Source organism: Pyrobaculum islandicum DSM 4184, assembly GCF_000015205.1.
Lineage (GTDB): Archaea > Thermoproteota > Thermoprotei > Thermoproteales > Thermoproteaceae > Pyrobaculum > Pyrobaculum islandicum.
In genome coordinates this window covers 766,185-782,880 of sequence record NC_008701.1, presented here as the reverse complement: position 1 = coordinate 782,880, position 16,696 = coordinate 766,185, and the positions used below count along the sequence as shown (strand labels likewise).

Here is a 16,696-nt window from a genome sequence, read left to right as displayed (position 1 = left end):
TCGAAGATAGGAAAAACTTTAGTTTTGGGAAAATGCGTTGGGACAAGCCAGTGGGAGTTCGAGCGGATAATCAATGATATATATCACTGGAGATGGCGCTACTACGTAGAGCTTTACATCGTCCTCTCTAGTGCTGTAAATTAACGCCTTTGCTACTCTAACATATGTCGTATTTGGGGGCGGAGAGAGACCTAACACAGGCGGTTTGTTAGTAGATTTCCACACGTCATAATAATGCCGGAAGAGACTATCACTAATTGGCACAAGCGCCTTAGTCTCTAGCCAAGGCAATATGTCTATCGAATGTCTTATTTTAATTTCGTACAGATACGCCAATGTGCCACTTGGCAAGAGAGTAGGTCTACACCATTTGATATCTACATATAGTTGGTAGACCACATTTCTCTCCCGTCCTAACACCTTATGGCCAAGTGGAAACAACAATGGATATTTGACAACAGACCCGTTGTAGCTAACTGTTATATTTACTACTCTAACTCTTGTAATATTTACATACTCTCTAAATATTTCTATATTTTGGGTATAATTTAATGAATTAAGGCTTTGATTGAGGTAAAGTTTTACATTATATAGTTGATCTATAACATCTATATTAGATATATGTGGCACATGTAGCGTGGCATATACAATAGCAAAAACCACAAAAGCCGACGTAATTATTCCAAAAGCTGTTGACCACATATCACCACTTGCCTATCTTTGGCATTTCGTCGTCACAACTTACGTAGACAATTCCTCCCACTACATAGATATACATTGGGTCACACACAATCTTTTGTCCTACTTCAAGAGGCTCTCCTCTGTAATAAGCCCATCCAAATTTTACAACAGCTTTAGTGCCTAAGTAAAGTACAGCTGAGTCATTCTCCTGAACTATTACATACCCGCCCCTTAGCTTTAATTCACAACTAGAACAGGCAGGTAGTGTAACAACGCCCTCTCTTAAAGGGAGGAGAGACGAGATAACTGCCGTAGTTAAGACGGCAAGACCTACAAAAACCAAGACATCTCTTACAAAATGCATGTTATGGACAACGGTATTGTACCAATAGCCAACGTCCGCGTGAGGTGATTCCTATTGGTATACAATAGGGCTTTGTCTCTGTTTTAAAAGGCGGTGGACACCAAAGCCCCGTATATGGGTCTGGGCCAAGCTTAACCGTATAGTTGGCATAATTTACGCAACGATATCCACCAGGATATACTTCAAATATTGCAACTAGAGCGCCGGGTACACCCATGGCTTTTCTAAATTCCTCTACATCCAGCCCCTCATACTCTACCGCATATAGTCCAGAGACTGAGCTATAAACGTAGATATGTCTCGTCGGCAATTCTTTTGACGGCGCTATTGGCACTTCGACGACATTTGTAAATATAAACGGCTTTAGCACCGCTGCCGTATACACGACTAATATAGAGAGGGCAATTACAAAGACGTATGCGGCAATAAAATCTTCCATAGTCTTAACCCTCTAAACGACGCCTATAGATGAAGAGAAATATCACTATTGCCGTAAGCGCGATTACAAGCAGATAGATTGTGGAGTTCCCCCCTTCTTGTTTTTCTAGAGTGTTCTGACTTAGTTGAAGATACGCTTTACTTAAGTTTGTTAGTTTTAATGAAAGAGCTTTATTTAACTCCTCTAGTTCTGCCAATTTTCTCTTTAATATCTCATTTTCAGAAATACACATCTGTAAATTTGTAGATAGGGCTGTTACCATGTTTTCTCTCTGTCTAAGCAACTCCTCTAGTTTTTGTTTTTGTATACTTAATACATCTATCTGGTTCTCAAGTTGAGCTAGTAGAGTACTCGTTTTGTTATATTTTACTGAGTATTGACTAAGTTGTATTTTCATCTCCTCTATTATCTTGTCAAGTCTGTATATCTCCTCAATTAACGTTAAGTTGAAGCTGGGGAATTTGAAAACGGTCTTCGTCCTCCTATCTAAATACCACCCAGCCGGGATGTAGCCGGCGTACGTTCCAACCGGCGTTATAACAGTGATATTATCTGCATTCATAAATTCGACATAGCCTCTATACGCCATAAACCTCAGTGGGAGCCACCCTAGCCACATCCACAGAGTGCCATCTTTAGAACAATAGACATCGGCTAGCCATAGCTTTCCATTTGCAGTGACGTTTCTTACATCTAAAGCAATATATTTACACTGTTCAATTAGGTATTGATAAGCCGCTTTACTCTCGGCGCTAGTGCCATTAAAAACTACGCCGATCTGTGTCACATATATAGTGTCTCCATCTAAATACACTAGAAAGTGTGTAGCGTTGTAAACATAGGCTTGGCTTAATTGTGCATAAGGCGGAAGCCAACTCACTATCTGACCCCACGTCGCTACCGTCAATAACAAGAGTATGTAGATCTTGTCCATGAAAAAAGAGAGGAAGTTAGTGGAAAAACCTTAGGATATTCCTACTGTTACAACTCCCTTAGCTATTTGGATAGATTTTCCGCTATTTGCATCTATTGCATAGACCACGTATGTATATTGGACACCTGACTGTAACGTAGCTGTAAATCTACAAGTAGCCGATTGGCCTGCGACTAGGAGCAAATTGGTAGAGGGGACATTTGTTTGTATTTGGCTGTTTTGTGCAACAATACAAGAGCCGACGATAGGCGCGCTTAATTGTCCGCCCGAGGGCCCATATCTAACGTATACTGCAGACACTTTGCCGTTAAGAACTTCTACTGTTACGTCAAACCCCCCTCTGTCTGCCGTAACAATGGCATTTGCTCTTAACGACTCGGCAGCAGATTTGCCTATACCTTGAAATGTCAACACGCCTATGACGCCGACGATTATAAACGCGGCTGCGATAAGCAGAGACTCAACGGTCGTAAGTCCTCTAGCTTGCATAAAGACCTTTGCGACAATAGTGGAAAAACTTTAGATTAAGAGAGCTATGATATGTTGTAATACGACGCCTACAGCGCCTCCCAACATTGTCGAATAGTGTATACCAAGAGGCAGTAAGAACACAGAGATGTAGCTGGCGGCAATGAGAGACATTGCAGTTGTCAATACTTGTCTTACTTCGTCGTAGGGGGGTGGGAGGAAAAACGGGTTGTAACTTACGTCTATACTTGCCAAGTGTTTTACAGCAGATGACACAGCCATAGAGAGAATTATTACTGCCACAATAAATAAGGCGAAATATGCAGAAGATAGCCTTGCCATACGTCTAATAGATGTAGTCTCTATGTCAATTATCGACTGTATGTATTCAACTGATTTAATAGCTGTTGAACCCCCAGCCTCTACTATGGCTTTATACATCGCCTTAGCTAATACAAAATAACGAGAAGGCACATAATAGCCATATGCTATTTTGGCTGCTGTTTTAAAAACTCCCATTAGTCTACTTAATATAAGCTCAGGCGGCGCCCCCTCTTTAAGCATAGCGGCCACAGATCTTAACATCGGCGGAACTTCCCTCCTTATGTTAAACCACCACAATCTATTTCTGATCTTTAGCCATAGCCATGTTGTTAAACTAAAGGCTAGAAAAGCTACGGGAAGATTCCACAACATGGCTATAGTCGCAATACCAATTCCTAAAGGTATAGACCATTCATAGGTCTTCCATATGTCTAAATCTGTCGGAGTTATAACAATCGCCATGGTCCCCAACGCCATAGTTATGCCATAGACTAACGCCAAGAGGATGAGGGGATCTATGACAAGTATGCCTATTGCCCAGAGAAATAAAAGAAAAAGAGGTAGTAAGAATACTGCACCTAATGAAGAGGCGATAGACTCATACAACCTCATTTTAGCCTCAATTTTTGAAGACGCAAGCGCCTTCATGCTTTCTAAAAACGAATGTACAATCGTAGATCTGTCTACTCCAGCCTCTTCTTGTGCTAAAGCGTATCCAACCTGTCTAGCGACATCCTCCTTATCCTCCAGAAAGAGAGAAGATGGCGAAGACATTAGAGAGGATATGAAAAGCCGACGCGACTCTTTTTCATCAAGTTCGGCTACGTTAAAAGATGTATATTTTAAAGCTTCTGAACCAGAGACTGCGCCTAGATATGTCGCAAAAATAGGCGCTGACAAGATGTAGAAATCTTCTCTACGCATACAAGTGTCAAAGCTTGTGATGAAAAAACTTACAATAGATTTGACAACACCTCTCTTATATGCGCTAGCTTTCCAGCCTTTTCTACGGCCTTCGGCATTTCTTTCACAACTCTTTCAGGAGACTCCCCTGATGTCACTCGACGTATGATATAGTCTATAGCCATGTCTAAATGTTTCGATAAGTCAAGCGCTTTGGCAATAATACGCCAATCTTCCTCCTCTAGCCAAATGCCATGTTTTGCAAGTTTTAATACCGCTTTGAAAAATCGTTTTTCATCTACGCCTAGCTCTTTAGACAACTCACATATCCACCTGGCCGTTGAAGCCGTAAGCCCCTTCTTTATAGCTTTCTTTTCTATCATCTCCTCTTGTTCAATAAGAGTAGGGCTAGTTTGATATATGGATCCTCTCTGCTCTGCAACATGTTTAACAAGACTTCTGGCGGTAGCGCCGATATGACTTTATCTGCAATATCAGAAGGCATCTCTACAAGCGCTTTGACTAGACATTCTTGCCAACTCTCCTCTCTTTTAGTCTCTATATTTTCGCCTTCTCCATATACAATAGAGTCTATAGCTTCTGCCAAAGATTTTCTTTTTAACATCATGTGTCACGCCGTATAGTTACGAGATAAAGTTTATACATAGCCAAAACGTTTTGCCTCTTCAAAAAGCGAAGCTTTAAAATCAATACGATTTAGCCATATCATCTCCTCTATTGTCTTTCTAGCAATAAGGAAATCGTCTATTTCAGACGCTTTTAACAAAGCCTTTACTCTCAACGCAAGCTCGCTCTTTAAGTCAGTTTTATACATCTCTTTGACATATGCCGAAATCTTAGGCGTCAGCTCTGCAACATCTCTTACCTCAACACTCCCCTTGGTTACTGCCACCGCCCTTGCCTCTTTTACAAATCTAGCGCCGGCTATTGCGGACAGTTGAATTACTAATATGCCGTCAAGACCCTCAGGCGGAGCTTCAGCTTCTATAATACGAACCACGGCGTCTTTAACTGTGTCTGCGTGTATTGTCGTCAAAACGCCGTGGCCTGTCAATTTATAATTAATCAACGTCTTTAGTTCGGCCGGCGTTCTAGCTTCGGCTAACGCAATAATTGTATGTATAGTGCCATATCTCAAAGCCTGGTCTAAAGCCGCCCATAGCTTATCTTCGTTTGGCACAGACAAATGTAATAACTGCCCTTCTAACGGAGCCCAAATCTCGCGGGCGCCTCTCTCTATTACCACCACTTGAAACCACGGCGGAATTAAGTAAAGAAGTTGATTTAGCTGAGTTGTCTTTCCTGAGCCCATGCCGCCTGAGAACATCACACTTCCTTTGGTCTCCATTATTAATGAGGCAAATGCCAATAACTCAAGACTCTCGGGGTTTACCACATCTACATCTCTAGTCTCGTTATTGACTTTTGGCTTTAAGACATACGGCTTTAATAATGCCTTAGATGGTTTAGGATATGACGAAATCTTACGTATGTTTACATTATACTCAAGTAAATCTGCAGCTATCCTCGCCTTGTAGATGGGGTCCTCTCTCGTAAGCATAGGTCTGTCCATAGTTAACGAAGGCAACAGCTGTTTGACGACGACGTACATCAACGGCTCAGGTATCACTATATTCGTCGGCAGACGTATTTCATTTCTAACGGCAATAACCCGCCTGTACCTCCCTAATTCTATCATTTGAAATCTTAAATATTCTAGCTGTTCCTTTAGATTCTTAGGCACATAGGTATATTTAGCGCTTGGCGCCACAGACTGCGGAATTACAATCTCTGTCAACATGGGATCTCTCATCAACGTCTCTAACGCACCATAGCCCATGTAATCCCGCGCCCCTGACCAACGGTCAAGGAGGTAATGTACTTCATCTCTATAATCTTTGTAAAGAGACCATATAGTTCTATCTCTAAGGCCTTCGGCAATAGATTTCATAACCCTTGGATATTCTCTCTCATCGGGAGGTACAGCACCTCTAAACATAACTAGAAGAAGCGCTGTTTGTAAATCGTCTGGAATCTCTGGATCTATCACTACATACATTAGGTCTTCTGTAATACAGACGTCAGTTCTAACGCCACGGTCTACAATTACACCCTCTTTACGTAGCCAACATCTAGATCTTAATGTTTTATCTGTAGACGCGTATATCATGACAATTTTATTCTAGTTAGAATATTATCAATAGACTTCCTATTATCTCTATCTCGTAATATTGAACTAGCAATAGACTCGCCATAATAATCGTTAATAGTCACCCTCTTTAAGACAACCGGAGCTATCTTCTTAGCCATCTTAAGCTCGTCTTTTTCTACCATATTTACAACTGCTAGAGTAGAATACGCCATATAACGCCTATAGTGTTCGGCTTTTATATCGGAAATTCGAGAGATTAAACGTCTATCTGCCATAAAGATGTTGAATACTCCAAAACTTTGCAACTTAGATAAAAGTTCTGTTCTTAACGCAGCTGACGTGTCTATTACTACCGTGTCTACTGGAATTTTTAGCTTACCGATAAATTTCGGCATGTAGCTTACCCACTCAAGCATTGCCTCAACATAGTCTTTAACTACGTCTTCTCCAAACCTTTGGTATAGCTCAAAAGCTTCATAGCCCGGCATTAAGTAGAGTATTGGCGATATCTTATGCACATACGGAAGGCCGCCCTTTAAAAAAGGCGCAAGCCAGCCTGGCTTTTTGGGGACTCTAAAGAGTTGTGAGAGATCTGCCTTTTCCCAATCCATATCTATTAACAATGTATATCCCTTAGCCACAGCTAAAACGCTTGCTAAGGTAGTCTTACCAACTCCGCCGTCGAGAGAAGTAATAACGACGAGTTTTACCGGCCTCATATTAGTTCAACAAGCTTTTTATATACCAGCGAGATAGCTGCTTGTCTTAAACTCTCGCTATCGGCAATAGGCCCAACTTCTTTTTTCAACTCTTTCAGTATATAAGAGGCCACTTTCTTATCTGATAGGCTATCTAGTTTTATCAGAGATGGACGAAGTTTAATACCTCTGCCCTTTATATTTAAAAGTGCTATCCTTACAGCAATACATAAGTCCTTATGTCTAGAGTAAAAAACATCCTCTTTACACATCTCTTGAATCTTCTTTAACAGAGTTAAGGTATGTATGTCAAGCATAACATATCTGTAATCTCTCGGGGTCTTCTATCACTTTTTTTACAACTTCGATAAACTTACTATCTACTTCTATCTTATCTCTAAGGACTCTTACTAATTCACGTAGGACAAGCTCCTGAGACGTAAAGACGGAGACGGGCTTATTCCTATTTCTAGCTTCGACTTTCTTTAGGGCATTAACAATTACAAGCGGGTCTTCGCAAATAAGGGGATACTCCTCACAGAGACCGGCAAAACGCACAACCTCTGGATTTATTTGGAAAAGTGGTAACTTTTCTACTAGTAGTGCAAATTCTATTAATGTCTTTACTGCAGCTTTTATATCTCTTTTATTAAAGTTCTTTATAAAGGTGGCAACAGGACAGTTAAGAGGTCTTGGCTTAACTCTCCCATAGACTATGTTAAGACCTCCAAATGTCGCTGCTATATATATCACTATGTTGTCTCCAGACTTGCAGAGATGTTCTATATCTTCAGGATCTGCCATATACGCCTCCTTTAGTAAATACACGCCGTTTGGCGGAAGGCCCCAGTACATCTTCCACCCCTCACCAAGTACATCTATGACATCTTTTAGTAGGGGCTTCATATCGTCACGTTGATACGTACAAAACTTCGGCGCCTTGGTTTTTTGTACAATACGGCATTTCGCACCTTCTGCTTAATATAGCATCTATATGCGCCATTCTCCCAGTATCAAGCCAGTAGAGCCACTCAGCCAGATGTTTATTATGTCGATCTCTCCACCTACTCCAAGCAACCCACGCATAGCCGCGTTTTGCTAACTCTCTCAACTGGGCAGGAAATGCTTTTCTAAAAACCTCCAGAGGCTTATAACGCGGTATATCAGAGATCCAATGAAATAACGATGACGCTCTATTTCTCCACACATACCTACGGCCTGGTTTGTCTAAAGATGTAAGTAGATAACATGGCGAGACTTGGATTCTAACGTCTAGGCTTGTATTGTTTTGCACATAGGGCCATTTCGTACGTGCACCAGGCGAGAGGTAGCCGCTTTCAATAAATAACATCCATTCATCTCTATAGTGACCGCCTATTTCCAGCCCTCTAAGGCCTATGTTTACTGCGCCTGGATTTTCCACCGAATAACGAACTAAGTCGTCTATATCTCGCGCCACATGTCTAAACCTTCTAATTAACTCTCCGACAAACTTCTCTCCTAGTAACAAAATCCAGGCGTCTGGATCTCCATGTAAGAATATACATGGGTCTACCCTTGGCTTATACACATAATTACTATACCTTTTAAAAGCATATTAGGAGCGATTAGTCTCCTCAACTCTCTTATCACACTTTCGTCTGGAAGTCTCATCCGCTTGACGATTTTGTTGTCCACGATGAGACCCACCATGATGTTGTGGTCAAGGCGGTTGACATCGACGACGATAGCCTTGGACTCCACTGGCATTACTTCTCTAGTGAAGACGGGGGCGACGTAGAGCTTGTCATAGGTCGGCTTTTTCTTGCCCTTCCGTCTTCCTACGCCCAAGAACGCCAACTTGAGTCTGGCGCCCTCCTCCAACCGTTTTCTGATCCAAGAGATGTCGCCCTTCTTCAATTTTACAACAAACGGCGGTATGCCCAACTTCCGCACTCTGAGAACGCCGCTCTTTAGGTCGACAAAGACGACTCTGCTTATGTCTTTCTCATTTTTGATTCCCAGTTGGGCGTTTAACGGAACCGCCTAGACCACTACATAAAGGTTGGCCTCGTGGCCGACGACAGAGTTGTGGAGTTGCAGAAGTTCCCCAAGAAAGAGCGGATACGGAAGCTTGAGAGGATTCATGCCCACATAAGCCGGCTTAGTAGAGCTCTCGCGCGTGTGGACGAGGACAGAGACCCACGCAGAGCGTTGGATCTCCAAAGACAGCTGTGGAAACTTGAGACAAAGCGCTACGGCGTAATCCGCGACGTCGTTATAAACGCCGCCCGCGAGATCATAAAGTTGGCCAGAGAGCACCAAGCCGCCGTCGTAGTTGACGCAGTGGAGGAGGAGAGCTACCGAGAGCTGAAGGAGGGGGGCGGAGAGAAGAAACACCTCCTAGACGGCCTCGGCCAGCTGAAGAGGCGCAGTGGTACGGCATTCCATATGTAGAGGAGCGACTCTACAGCACGGTCTGCCCCCGTTGTGGAGCTAAGATGGCGGAGGAGAGGGGCCGCGTAATGCATTGCCCCACCTGCGGCTTCGGGGCACATAGAGACAGCGCCCCCATGACATGGCGGAGAAGAGGTACTGGGGGCTAGAAACAACCCCCTCGGCGACCACCACCTAACCCCCCAACTACACCTCCCACATGAACGACGCCGGCCCCGGGCGGCAGACGGAGAAAATCGACGACCTACGGCCACATAAGACCCACCCCCCGCCCCGGCACACCCAAAACAGACCCCCAAGCCCCCCAGGGAGAGGCCAAGAGAGAGGTAGGGGGACGTGACGGAGAAATTTTTATACTGAGAACCAGAAACGGGCGTGAGCGGTAGAGTTGAAATTCTCAAACGCTTGGAAAGTTGGGGACATGACTTAGCCAAGTCAATTCTCGAATTAAGAGAGCCCGTTATGGAGATACCAGCTAGAACTCTCAGTAATACCATATGGGATGAGAAGTCTAAGATGTTAAAATTAGGGCCGGAGAAAATGCACAGAAGGTTCCTAGATGTTAAGGAGTCGCGTAAATTTATGCAAACAGTTCTAATGCTCCGGCTAATTGTGGAGGCTATTAGAGAAGATGTATATCCCACTATACGTGACCTCTACTACAACGGCAAACATACCATAGTATTTAAAGATCCGTTAGGGAGGGTACACAGAGAAAATACATGGGATGAGCAAACAGAGTCTAACACCGTAATTGAGGATATAGAAGTCGCGACAAACGTACTTAGAGAGGAGATGGGGATCTCTGCCGATGTAAAGGGAAAGATTGTAGGGCCTATCGTAGTTAGATCACAGGGCTACGAGTTAGATGCGAGTAAATTTGGTGAAACAGCACTAAGCCTCCCAGTTAATGTAGATGCGCTGGAGATTATAAAAGTAGAGGCCGCGTATGTACTGGTTGTGGAGAAAGATGCAATATTTCAACGCCTAGTTAGAGAGAAGTTTTGGAGCCAGGAAAACGCAATTTTGGTCACTGCAAAGGGCATGCCGGATAGAGCTACGCGGAGATTCATTAGGAGACTCAATGAGGAGTATAAACTTCCTGTCTATGTCCTTACCGACGGCGATCCCTATGGGTGGTATATTTACTCTGTATATAAGAGCGGCTCTATAAAGCTTAGCTATGAGAGTGAGAGACTCGCCACGCCAAATGCCAAATTTCTTGGACTAACCGCGACTGATATAGATGCTTATAAGATCTCGGACAATTATGTCATAGCTGCAAACGACCGGGATATCAAAAGAGCACAAGAGTTGCTCAGATATCCTTGGTTTCAAAAACCGGAATGGACTAAGGAGATAAACCTATTCCTAAAGAAGAAGAAAAAAGTAGAAATAGAGGCACTATCTACACACGGCCTAAAATTCTTACACGACTATCTACGGGATAAGATAAGAAACCAGAAATTTATCGACTAACAACTCGACTAGCCGAGGCTTGTATTGTGTTAGGTTCTAAACTTCTGGTGTATCTGAGTTATATAGAGGATATGGAATACTCTTTTTTTGCAGATCTAAATATATTTATATATGGCGTCTATTTAGATATATGCAAGGCGAGGTCAGAAAAGTCCAGCTTACAGGCGGGGCAACTCTTATAGTTAGCCTTCCAAAGGAGTGGGCCAAGCGGATATCTCTTCTGCCAGGAGACGAGGTAATTATCGTAACACAGCCAGATGACACTTTAGTGGTTATCCCTAAGAAATTAGGTAAGCGTGTAGGTGTAGTTGCCGAACTTACTATAAACCAGCCTGTAGCCGTTGAGGAAGTAGAGAAGTTATTTATGGCGCTGTATATAGGCGGGGCTGAGACGGTCGTTGTCAGGTTTTCGCCAGCGACTATGGGGCTTAGAAAGCAGATTAAGGACTTCATCCGACGTAGAGTCGTCGATATGGAGATCGTAGAAGAGGCTAGCGACAAGCTTATTGTTCAGTCTATGGTATCTGCCACAGAGTTAGCTGTGGCGGATATTGCTGGAAAGATGTTGCGCCTAGTCGGAAATATGTTAAGTGATCTAATAACAGGTCTGGAGAAAGACGACGTCGCAATGCTTAGAGACATCATTGAACGCGACGACGAGGTGGACAGATTATACTGGCTCATGGAGCGCCAACTTAAAAGGGCCGCCATGTCTAGATACATAATGCTCGAATTAAAGATTGACGATCCCAGAGACATTGTTGAATATGTAATAATTGCAAAATCTATCGAGAGAATGGCTGATCACATTTGTAGAATTGCATATGTAAGCCAAGAGGAGAAAATTGACATGCGTATTGTTCTACCTATATTGGCAAATGTAGCCGGCTTTCTTAAACAAGCAGAGGCATTATTAACAGGCGACTCGTCGCCGCAGAAAATCGCAGAACTTCAAAGTGAGATTACATCGTGGAGTCATAGGGTAAGACGTGAAGAGGCGTTTCCAGACCCTGCGACCTCTGTAGCTAAAGAAAGTGCAATTAGAATAGGTGAGTACATAGGTGATATCGTAGAATCATTCGGCCGTATTAGGCTTAAAGATAAGGCGATAGTCATCGGCGAGGTTTCTGGCACTCAGCAACGACAGTAAATATACTCTCAAAGAAAAGGTGTAGTTTTGCTATTTTTAAGATTACACATGTAGATCTTAGTGCTTCAAATACAAAGTCGGCGCGCCCCAGTGAGCTAAAGGTGAGAATCACAGTATGTGGCCTATTCGCTGATATCCATCTAAGTACTCTTGGGATAATACCTAGGTCGTGTATTGTTAGGTCTATGGGCTCTTCAGGAGGTAAATAGGGGAGATTAGATACTACAACATCACCACCTCTTAACGTCTCTGTCGCATTGCTACAAATTACGTCTATGTTATTTGGACATGTTCTACATGCTTCTTCTTCTATATCTACCGCTATTATGAGTCTACATTTTTCGACAAGCGCTTTAGCCAGGATACAGGAACCAGTTCCAACATCTATACACACATCTCCCCTAACCTCATTAAGCATTTCTAAAGTCAAGTAGCTGTCCTCGGCCGGTTTATACGTCATTAGCGTATGGGGATCATATACAACAATGCCGGTATTACAAAAAATACTATAAGCGCATGGATAAGCGTCTGCTCATATGTCGTGCCTACTTCCAGCGAGTACATAGTTGCGTACATAGTAGCTGTAAGCAGTAGAGTTAGGAAAAGCAGTATTTGCGAAAGAGTGATTAAATATACAAATTCTAGTGAATAGGCGATTTGTACAAGCGTGAGATGAGTAGAGGGATATAAGGCCAATGGAATTACGCCGACTATGGTCTTAAGAGGCTTTATTCTCTTCCTGGAGAGTATGTATGTTGTCAAGATTATGACAGCGATTGATGAAAGTGAAATCGCAAGAGAATGATATATAGAGAGTCTTATCGAAAGTGGGAGGTAATATCCAACATAGGTAACGCCGAACAAGGTCAACGGGGGGTTTTGTAAAGCTCCAACTATTAAGGCGAGGATCCATGTTGTAAGTATTACAAGAGTAGTTATATGCAGATGTGGCGATAGGAGAAGCCAGATGACCAAAGGTCTAAGACTGGCCGTAGGGGGGAGTGTAAGTGACTTAAGAGGTTCTAGCGTTGAAATTATCGATGCAACCTTCTCTCCAAGGTCAGTTAAACGTACCAGGGACTCTTCTCTTTTTACAACGCCTAGGTTCTCTAGCGCAGAAAGCTCAAACAATAGTACAGACGCCGAAATATTCAACGATGTTCTGAGTTTTGTAAGTGTCATAGGCCCCTCCCTATGTAAAAGAAGCACTATTTCCCGCCTTCTACCTCTAGCTGTTTCATATATAACGTGTTCCACGATGGAAAGTTACGGTTCGGTAATATTTGTTTCAAACGCCTAAAGTAAGGCGAAATTGTTAAAAACCCCATTTATGGAGGCTCACCTATGGCGACAGAACAGACAATACTAGTTGGTAAAAAGCCAACGACAAATTACGTAATTGCAACAGTAATGGCGTTCAACGCCGGCGTTAAAAAAGTTGTGCTAAAAGCTAGAGGCGCTGCAATTTCCAAGGCCGTATCAACCGCAGTTATGGTAAGAGACAGATTCCTGCCCGGTAAAGTTCAGATAAAAGATATTAAGTTGCTCAGTGACAAAGTGCAAGGCCAAGGTGGCAGAGAGAGGACAGTTGCCGCCGTTGAGATAGTACTTGAAATGGCCTAAGGTGTTTTTTCTACGCCGAAAGTCCTTTTTAAATGTCGCTTGGCGTTATTATAAAGAGTCTCTCTAACGTCCGATCTTACCACCCTCCATATGGCGAGTTTACTATTGCCAAAATTCTAAAGGAGTCCGAGGGGAGGTGGACCCCTGTTTTTGAGAATGTACGCAAGGGCTTTGTCGGAGTGGGTAATGTTATAGACACTAGAGAGAAGCTCTACCTCTATCTCGGAGTTAAAAACGACGAGGAGGCATATGTCAAACTTTTAAACGCGGAGGAGAACCCTGCTAAGTTAGAGAGCGTATCTACGTGGAGAGATATGTATAGAGAACTAGAGTCTCTATATGATCTGCCAATGGTACGTTACTATGAAAAAGAGGCAAAGCCCTATATAACATCTGGTGTGATAATTGGCGTAGGGATAGACGGCGTTATGAATGCATCTATACATAGGTTCTCTCCTGTTGGAAATAAGAAGGCAGTGGTAAGACTAGTACCTAGACACCTCTACCAAATATATAAAACCAGTATTGAGAAGGGCAGAGAAGTTCCCATAGCAGTTGCTTGGGGAGTACATCCCCTGGTTTTATTAGCTGCGGCGTCTTCACCTCCTTATGGAGTTTTTGAGTTAGAGGTCGCATCTCGTCTTATGGGAGGTATTAAGGTAGTTGAACTAGAAAATGGGGCTGTGGCGCCCTTTATGGCGTCGGTCATAATAGAGGGGTTTCTAACGCGGGAGTATGCTGAGGAGGGGCCCTTTGTTGACATAATCGGCGTTTATGACAGAGTGCGGCTTCAACCCGTTGTAAGGGTGGAGAGGATTTTCGTGTTACGTGAAGAGGCATATCTACACTACTTACTGCCAGCCGGCTTAGAGCATATGTTACTTATGGGTTTTGAAAGAGAGGCAAAGATATGGAGAGCTGTGAAATCTGTCACACCTGGGGTAAAGAAAGTCAGGTTAACAAAAGGCGGCTTTGGTTGGCTTGTGGCGGTGATTTCACTAGACAAATCTGTAGAAGGTGACGCAAAAAACGCGCTTCTAGCCGCGTTTGCAGCTCACCCCAGTTTGAAAATAGCAATTGCCGTAGATAGTGACATAGATCCGGAGGACCCTGTCGCCATAGAGTGGGCTATAGCCACAAGACTCAGAGCTGACAGAGGTTTGTTTGTAGTGCCTTACGTAAGAGGCTCAACACTTGACCCAGTCGCTCTCAATGAGGAAGGTTTAACTCATAAAATAGGCATAGATGCCACTAGACCTTTAGACGCAGATCCCTCTCTGTTCGAAAAAGCGAAGATTCCAGATTGAAGAGATATATAGGGGGGTATGCTCGAAACTGGTGGCACAAGAGTACGCTAAAGAGGCGATATTAAAAATCGCAGATGTTATCTCTAGCGGCGAGGTAGTACCAGTGGAGACGGCACATATATCAGGGGTCTCTTACTTAACCATCGGAGAGCATGGCGTGGAGTTTCTAGAGTTTCTCGTTTCTCTGGGGGCCAAGGTGTCTGTATTTACTACTTCAAACCCTGCCGCGACAGACCTAGGCGGAGTTTTGGAGATAGATAAAGAGACCTTAGAGGGACAGAGAAGGATATATAAAGCCTTATGGGCTATGGGTGTATCTACTATATCATCGTGTACTCCTTATGACTTTATCCTAACTAGGCCACGGACGTTTCATGCGTGGGCGGAGTCAAACGCTATCACCTATATAAACACCTTCAGAGATGCGTGGTCAGACAAGAACCCTGGTCCTCTCGCGTTGTTGGGTGCAATCGCCGGATTTGTGCCTAAGACCCCCCTATATACCCTCGAGGGCAGACGTCCCACGGCGTATGTTAAAATCGACGTAGGCCCCTTAGACTCGCTGGAGGCTGGTGTTGTGGGAGCCTTAATAGGCGAGCGCCTAGGCTCCGGGGTGCCCTACCTCAGCGGGGCTGTTTTCCGAGACGAGGAAAGCCGGAGGGAGTTCGCCGCTGCGCTTTCTACCTACTCCTCCATGGTCTTCGCAGTTGTCGAGGGGGTTACGCCGCATTGGTGGGAGTATCTACATATGGGGGACTTCCGCGACAAGATCACGATTTCGAGAGACGACGTTGCGAAATACCTAGGCGATGTGGAGACGCCAGACGCAGTATATATAGGCTGCCCCTTCGCCGATCCAGATACAATACTGTGGGTATTGGAAGAGGTGAAAAAGAGGGGGCCTGCCAAGAGGCCGATCTATATTTCGACTTCTCCACACGTCTATAAACAACTCGGTAAACTGGCCGAGACGGCCTCGCGCCTCAATATAATAATCTTTGCAGGGACATGTTTAGTAGTATCGCCATTCACTAGGAGGTTTAAGTCTATTGCCACGAATTCGCTGAAGGCGGCATTCTACATACCGAAGCTCCACGAGGTGAGAGTAATCCCCTGCAGAAAAGAGAAATGTATAGAGCTTGCCTACGCTTAGCCCCCTTCACGAGCCAGCCTTCTCTGGATAGGCTCGGGCTTGTCCGCAGTTACCGTTGGGCAACTTGGAAGGGACGGGTCATAGGGGGCTCGCGTTCGCCCGCCCCCCAGTAGCCAGACCTCGGGGTCTAGTGGCGTGGTTAAAATTTCTGTTAATTACAATACACAAGACCAAGCCAGAAGCTTTAACATCGGTCTACACCACGTTCAGAACGCCCTCGCAGTTTCGCGACTGTCTGCGTAGCTCATGCAATGAATCCCGTAAAATAACCTCCCGTCTTTTCGTCGTAGCTTGACGTACGTCATTGCCGATGGTTAGGTTACACGTTTCTTCTTCTTTCGGGTATTGCGGCGGTGTGAACATGTACACGTTTCCCTCTTTGCCTAGCCTATTTGCGAGGATAGGCTTAGGGCTGTGGCTCACGAGCCGACGCATACTCCTGACACAGCAGGCGACTTGCCGAGACCGCATAACAAGGCCTTCTGGAGGGCATACAGGAGGTATCTACGGTTGATTAAACATAGCGACTCCCTCTAGGTACCTAGGTATAAAACTTATATCTCT

General features: G+C 44.0%; 23 protein-coding genes and 1 pseudogene. 8 read left to right on the top strand and 16 right to left on the bottom strand.

Annotated features, from left to right (window positions below; translation table 11 throughout):
* Window positions 1-18: 18 nt before the first annotated feature.
* The 14 genes and pseudogenes from PISL_RS04510 to PISL_RS04445 all read right to left on the bottom strand — a co-directional run.
* Entirely contained in the window at window positions 19-702 is a 684-nt protein-coding gene (locus PISL_RS04510) for a hypothetical protein (protein ID WP_011762627.1), read from the bottom strand.
* A gap of 1 nt (window position 703) precedes the next feature.
* A complete protein-coding gene (locus tag PISL_RS04505) occupies window positions 704-1,045 on the bottom strand; it encodes a hypothetical protein (protein ID WP_011762626.1) in 342 nt (113 codons plus the stop codon).
* Between the two features lies 1 nt (window position 1,046).
* Window positions 1,047-1,484, bottom strand: coding sequence for a hypothetical protein (locus PISL_RS04500; protein WP_011762625.1), 438 nt, complete (start codon window positions 1,482-1,484; stop codon window positions 1,047-1,049).
* Between the two features lie 4 nt (window positions 1,485-1,488).
* Window positions 1,489-2,418 carry a hypothetical protein gene (locus PISL_RS04495; protein ID WP_011762624.1) on the bottom strand — a complete coding sequence of 310 codons (930 nt, stop codon included), beginning with the start codon at window positions 2,416-2,418 and terminating at the stop codon, window positions 1,489-1,491.
* Between the two features lie 30 nt (window positions 2,419-2,448).
* Entirely contained in the window at window positions 2,449-2,907 is a 459-nt protein-coding gene (locus PISL_RS04490) for a hypothetical protein (RefSeq protein WP_011762623.1), read from the bottom strand.
* Window positions 2,908-2,937: 30 nt separating this feature from the next.
* Window positions 2,938-4,134, bottom strand: a complete 1,197-nt coding sequence (locus PISL_RS04485) for a hypothetical protein (protein ID WP_011762622.1) — start codon at window positions 4,132-4,134, stop codon at window positions 2,938-2,940.
* A 29-nt stretch (window positions 4,135-4,163) separates the two neighbouring features.
* Window positions 4,164-4,496, bottom strand: coding sequence for a hypothetical protein (locus PISL_RS04480; RefSeq protein ID WP_011762621.1), 333 nt, complete (start codon window positions 4,494-4,496; stop codon window positions 4,164-4,166).
* A complete protein-coding gene (locus tag PISL_RS04475) occupies window positions 4,493-4,741 on the bottom strand; it encodes a hypothetical protein (RefSeq protein WP_011762620.1) in 249 nt (82 codons plus the stop codon). The genes PISL_RS04480 and PISL_RS04475 overlap by 4 nt, the downstream gene beginning before the upstream one ends.
* Before the next feature lie 30 nt (window positions 4,742-4,771).
* A complete protein-coding gene (locus PISL_RS04470) occupies window positions 4,772-6,304 on the bottom strand; it encodes a type II/IV secretion system ATPase subunit (RefSeq protein WP_011762619.1) in 1,533 nt (510 codons plus the stop codon).
* A complete protein-coding gene (locus PISL_RS04465) occupies window positions 6,301-7,005 on the bottom strand; it encodes a nucleotide-binding protein (RefSeq protein WP_011762618.1) in 705 nt (234 codons plus the stop codon). Before PISL_RS04465 ends, PISL_RS04470 begins: the two co-directional genes overlap by 4 nt.
* The gene (locus tag PISL_RS04460; protein ID WP_011762617.1) at window positions 7,002-7,301 is read right to left on the bottom strand and encodes a hypothetical protein; all 300 of its coding nucleotides are present in this window, start codon (window positions 7,299-7,301) and stop codon (window positions 7,002-7,004) included. The genes PISL_RS04465 and PISL_RS04460 overlap by 4 nt, the downstream gene beginning before the upstream one ends.
* The gene (locus PISL_RS04455) at window positions 7,294-7,890 is read right to left on the bottom strand and encodes a hypothetical protein (RefSeq protein WP_011762616.1); all 597 of its coding nucleotides are present in this window, start codon (window positions 7,888-7,890) and stop codon (window positions 7,294-7,296) included. Before PISL_RS04455 ends, PISL_RS04460 begins: the two co-directional genes overlap by 8 nt.
* 4 nt (window positions 7,891-7,894) lie before the next feature.
* On the bottom strand, window positions 7,895-8,554 hold the full coding sequence (locus PISL_RS04450) for a hypothetical protein (protein WP_011762615.1): 660 nt from the start codon (window positions 8,552-8,554) through the stop codon (window positions 7,895-7,897).
* Between the two features lie 38 nt (window positions 8,555-8,592).
* Window positions 8,593-9,009 (bottom strand): annotated as a pseudogene (locus tag PISL_RS04445) (zinc ribbon domain-containing protein); the annotation flags it as partial.
* Window positions 9,010-9,036: 27 nt separating this feature from the next.
* On the opposite strand from PISL_RS04445, the gene PISL_RS11690 reads away from it, so the two are divergent.
* The 4 genes from PISL_RS11690 (at window position 9,037) to PISL_RS04430 (ending at window position 12,049) form a co-directional block, all read left to right on the top strand.
* Window positions 9,037-9,420, top strand: a complete 384-nt coding sequence (locus PISL_RS11690) for a hypothetical protein (protein WP_011762553.1) — start codon at window positions 9,037-9,039, stop codon at window positions 9,418-9,420.
* On the top strand, window positions 9,408-9,569 hold the full coding sequence (locus PISL_RS11685) for a zinc ribbon domain-containing protein (RefSeq protein WP_425331204.1): 162 nt from the start codon (window positions 9,408-9,410) through the stop codon (window positions 9,567-9,569). Before PISL_RS11690 ends, PISL_RS11685 begins: the two co-directional genes overlap by 13 nt.
* Window positions 9,570-9,795: 226 nt before the next feature.
* The gene (locus PISL_RS04435) at window positions 9,796-10,899 is read left to right on the top strand and encodes a DNA topoisomerase IV subunit A (RefSeq protein ID WP_011762613.1); all 1,104 of its coding nucleotides are present in this window, start codon (window positions 9,796-9,798) and stop codon (window positions 10,897-10,899) included.
* Window positions 10,900-11,029: 130 nt separating this feature from the next.
* Window positions 11,030-12,049 (top strand): phosphate signaling complex PhoU family protein, encoded by a 1,020-nt coding sequence (locus tag PISL_RS04430; RefSeq protein ID WP_011762612.1) that lies wholly within the window; start codon window positions 11,030-11,032, stop codon window positions 12,047-12,049.
* Here PISL_RS04430 and PISL_RS04425 read toward each other — a convergent pair.
* Together PISL_RS04425 and PISL_RS04420 are read right to left on the bottom strand one after the other, a co-directional pair.
* Window positions 12,012-12,509, bottom strand: coding sequence for a class I SAM-dependent methyltransferase (locus tag PISL_RS04425; RefSeq protein WP_011762611.1), 498 nt, complete (start codon window positions 12,507-12,509; stop codon window positions 12,012-12,014). The two genes, PISL_RS04430 and PISL_RS04425, sit on opposite strands and share 38 nt — an antisense overlap.
* Window positions 12,509-13,306 carry an ArsR family transcriptional regulator gene (locus tag PISL_RS04420; protein ID WP_053240317.1) on the bottom strand — a complete coding sequence of 266 codons (798 nt, stop codon included), beginning with the start codon at window positions 13,304-13,306 and terminating at the stop codon, window positions 12,509-12,511. Before PISL_RS04420 ends, PISL_RS04425 begins: the two co-directional genes overlap by 1 nt.
* 87 nt (window positions 13,307-13,393) lie before the next feature.
* Between PISL_RS04420 and albA the strand changes: the two genes are divergently transcribed.
* The 4 genes from albA to PISL_RS11530 all read left to right on the top strand — a co-directional run bounded on the left by albA (window position 13,394) and on the right by PISL_RS11530 (window position 16,669).
* The gene (gene albA / locus PISL_RS04415; protein ID WP_011762609.1) at window positions 13,394-13,672 is read left to right on the top strand and encodes a DNA-binding protein Alba; all 279 of its coding nucleotides are present in this window, start codon (window positions 13,394-13,396) and stop codon (window positions 13,670-13,672) included.
* 32 nt (window positions 13,673-13,704) lie between these two features.
* Entirely contained in the window at window positions 13,705-14,979 is a 1,275-nt protein-coding gene (locus tag PISL_RS04410) for a UbiD family decarboxylase (protein WP_011762608.1), read from the top strand.
* Window positions 14,980-15,010: 31 nt separating this feature from the next.
* Window positions 15,011-16,132 carry an aconitase X gene (locus PISL_RS04405; RefSeq protein WP_011762607.1) on the top strand — a complete coding sequence of 374 codons (1,122 nt, stop codon included), beginning with the start codon at window positions 15,011-15,013 and terminating at the stop codon, window positions 16,130-16,132.
* 414 nt (window positions 16,133-16,546) lie between these two features.
* On the top strand, window positions 16,547-16,669 hold the full coding sequence (locus PISL_RS11530; RefSeq protein ID WP_280531786.1) for a hypothetical protein: 123 nt from the start codon (window positions 16,547-16,549) through the stop codon (window positions 16,667-16,669).
* The last annotated feature ends 27 nt before the right edge of the window (window positions 16,670-16,696 follow it).

What these genes read in the sequence shown, in the direction of transcription:
- PISL_RS04510 (WP_011762627.1), bottom strand. Translation starts at nt 702, where the DNA reads ATGTGGTCAACAGCTTTTGGAATAATTACGTCGGCTTTTGTGGTTTTT.
- PISL_RS04425 (WP_011762611.1), bottom strand. Translation starts at nt 12,509, where the DNA reads ATGACGTATAAACCGGCCGAGGACAGCTACTTGACTTTAGAAATGCTT.
- PISL_RS04505 (WP_011762626.1), bottom strand. Translation starts at nt 1,045, where the DNA reads ATGCATTTTGTAAGAGATGTCTTGGTTTTTGTAGGTCTTGCCGTCTTA.
- PISL_RS04460 (WP_011762617.1), bottom strand. Translation starts at nt 7,301, where the DNA reads ATGCTTGACATACATACCTTAACTCTGTTAAAGAAGATTCAAGAGATG.
- PISL_RS04500 (WP_011762625.1), bottom strand. Translation starts at nt 1,484, where the DNA reads ATGGAAGATTTTATTGCCGCATACGTCTTTGTAATTGCCCTCTCTATA.
- albA (WP_011762609.1), top strand. Translation starts at nt 13,394, where the DNA reads ATGGCGACAGAACAGACAATACTAGTTGGTAAAAAGCCAACGACAAAT.
- PISL_RS04465 (WP_011762618.1), bottom strand. Translation starts at nt 7,005, where the DNA reads ATGAGGCCGGTAAAACTCGTCGTTATTACTTCTCTCGACGGCGGAGTT.
- PISL_RS04485 (WP_011762622.1), bottom strand. Translation starts at nt 4,134, where the DNA reads ATGCGTAGAGAAGATTTCTACATCTTGTCAGCGCCTATTTTTGCGACA.
- PISL_RS04430 (WP_011762612.1), top strand. Translation starts at nt 11,030, where the DNA reads ATGCAAGGCGAGGTCAGAAAAGTCCAGCTTACAGGCGGGGCAACTCTT.
- PISL_RS04480 (WP_011762621.1), bottom strand. Translation starts at nt 4,496, where the DNA reads ATGATAGAAAAGAAAGCTATAAAGAAGGGGCTTACGGCTTCAACGGCC.
- PISL_RS04490 (WP_011762623.1), bottom strand. Translation starts at nt 2,907, where the DNA reads ATGCAAGCTAGAGGACTTACGACCGTTGAGTCTCTGCTTATCGCAGCC.
- PISL_RS04475 (WP_011762620.1), bottom strand. Translation starts at nt 4,741, where the DNA reads ATGATGTTAAAAAGAAAATCTTTGGCAGAAGCTATAGACTCTATTGTA.
- PISL_RS04470 (WP_011762619.1), bottom strand. Translation starts at nt 6,304, where the DNA reads ATGATATACGCGTCTACAGATAAAACATTAAGATCTAGATGTTGGCTA.
- PISL_RS04495 (WP_011762624.1), bottom strand. Translation starts at nt 2,418, where the DNA reads ATGGACAAGATCTACATACTCTTGTTATTGACGGTAGCGACGTGGGGT.
- PISL_RS04455 (WP_011762616.1), bottom strand. Translation starts at nt 7,890, where the DNA reads ATGAAGCCCCTACTAAAAGATGTCATAGATGTACTTGGTGAGGGGTGG.
- PISL_RS04410 (WP_011762608.1), top strand. Translation starts at nt 13,705, where the DNA reads ATGTCGCTTGGCGTTATTATAAAGAGTCTCTCTAACGTCCGATCTTAC.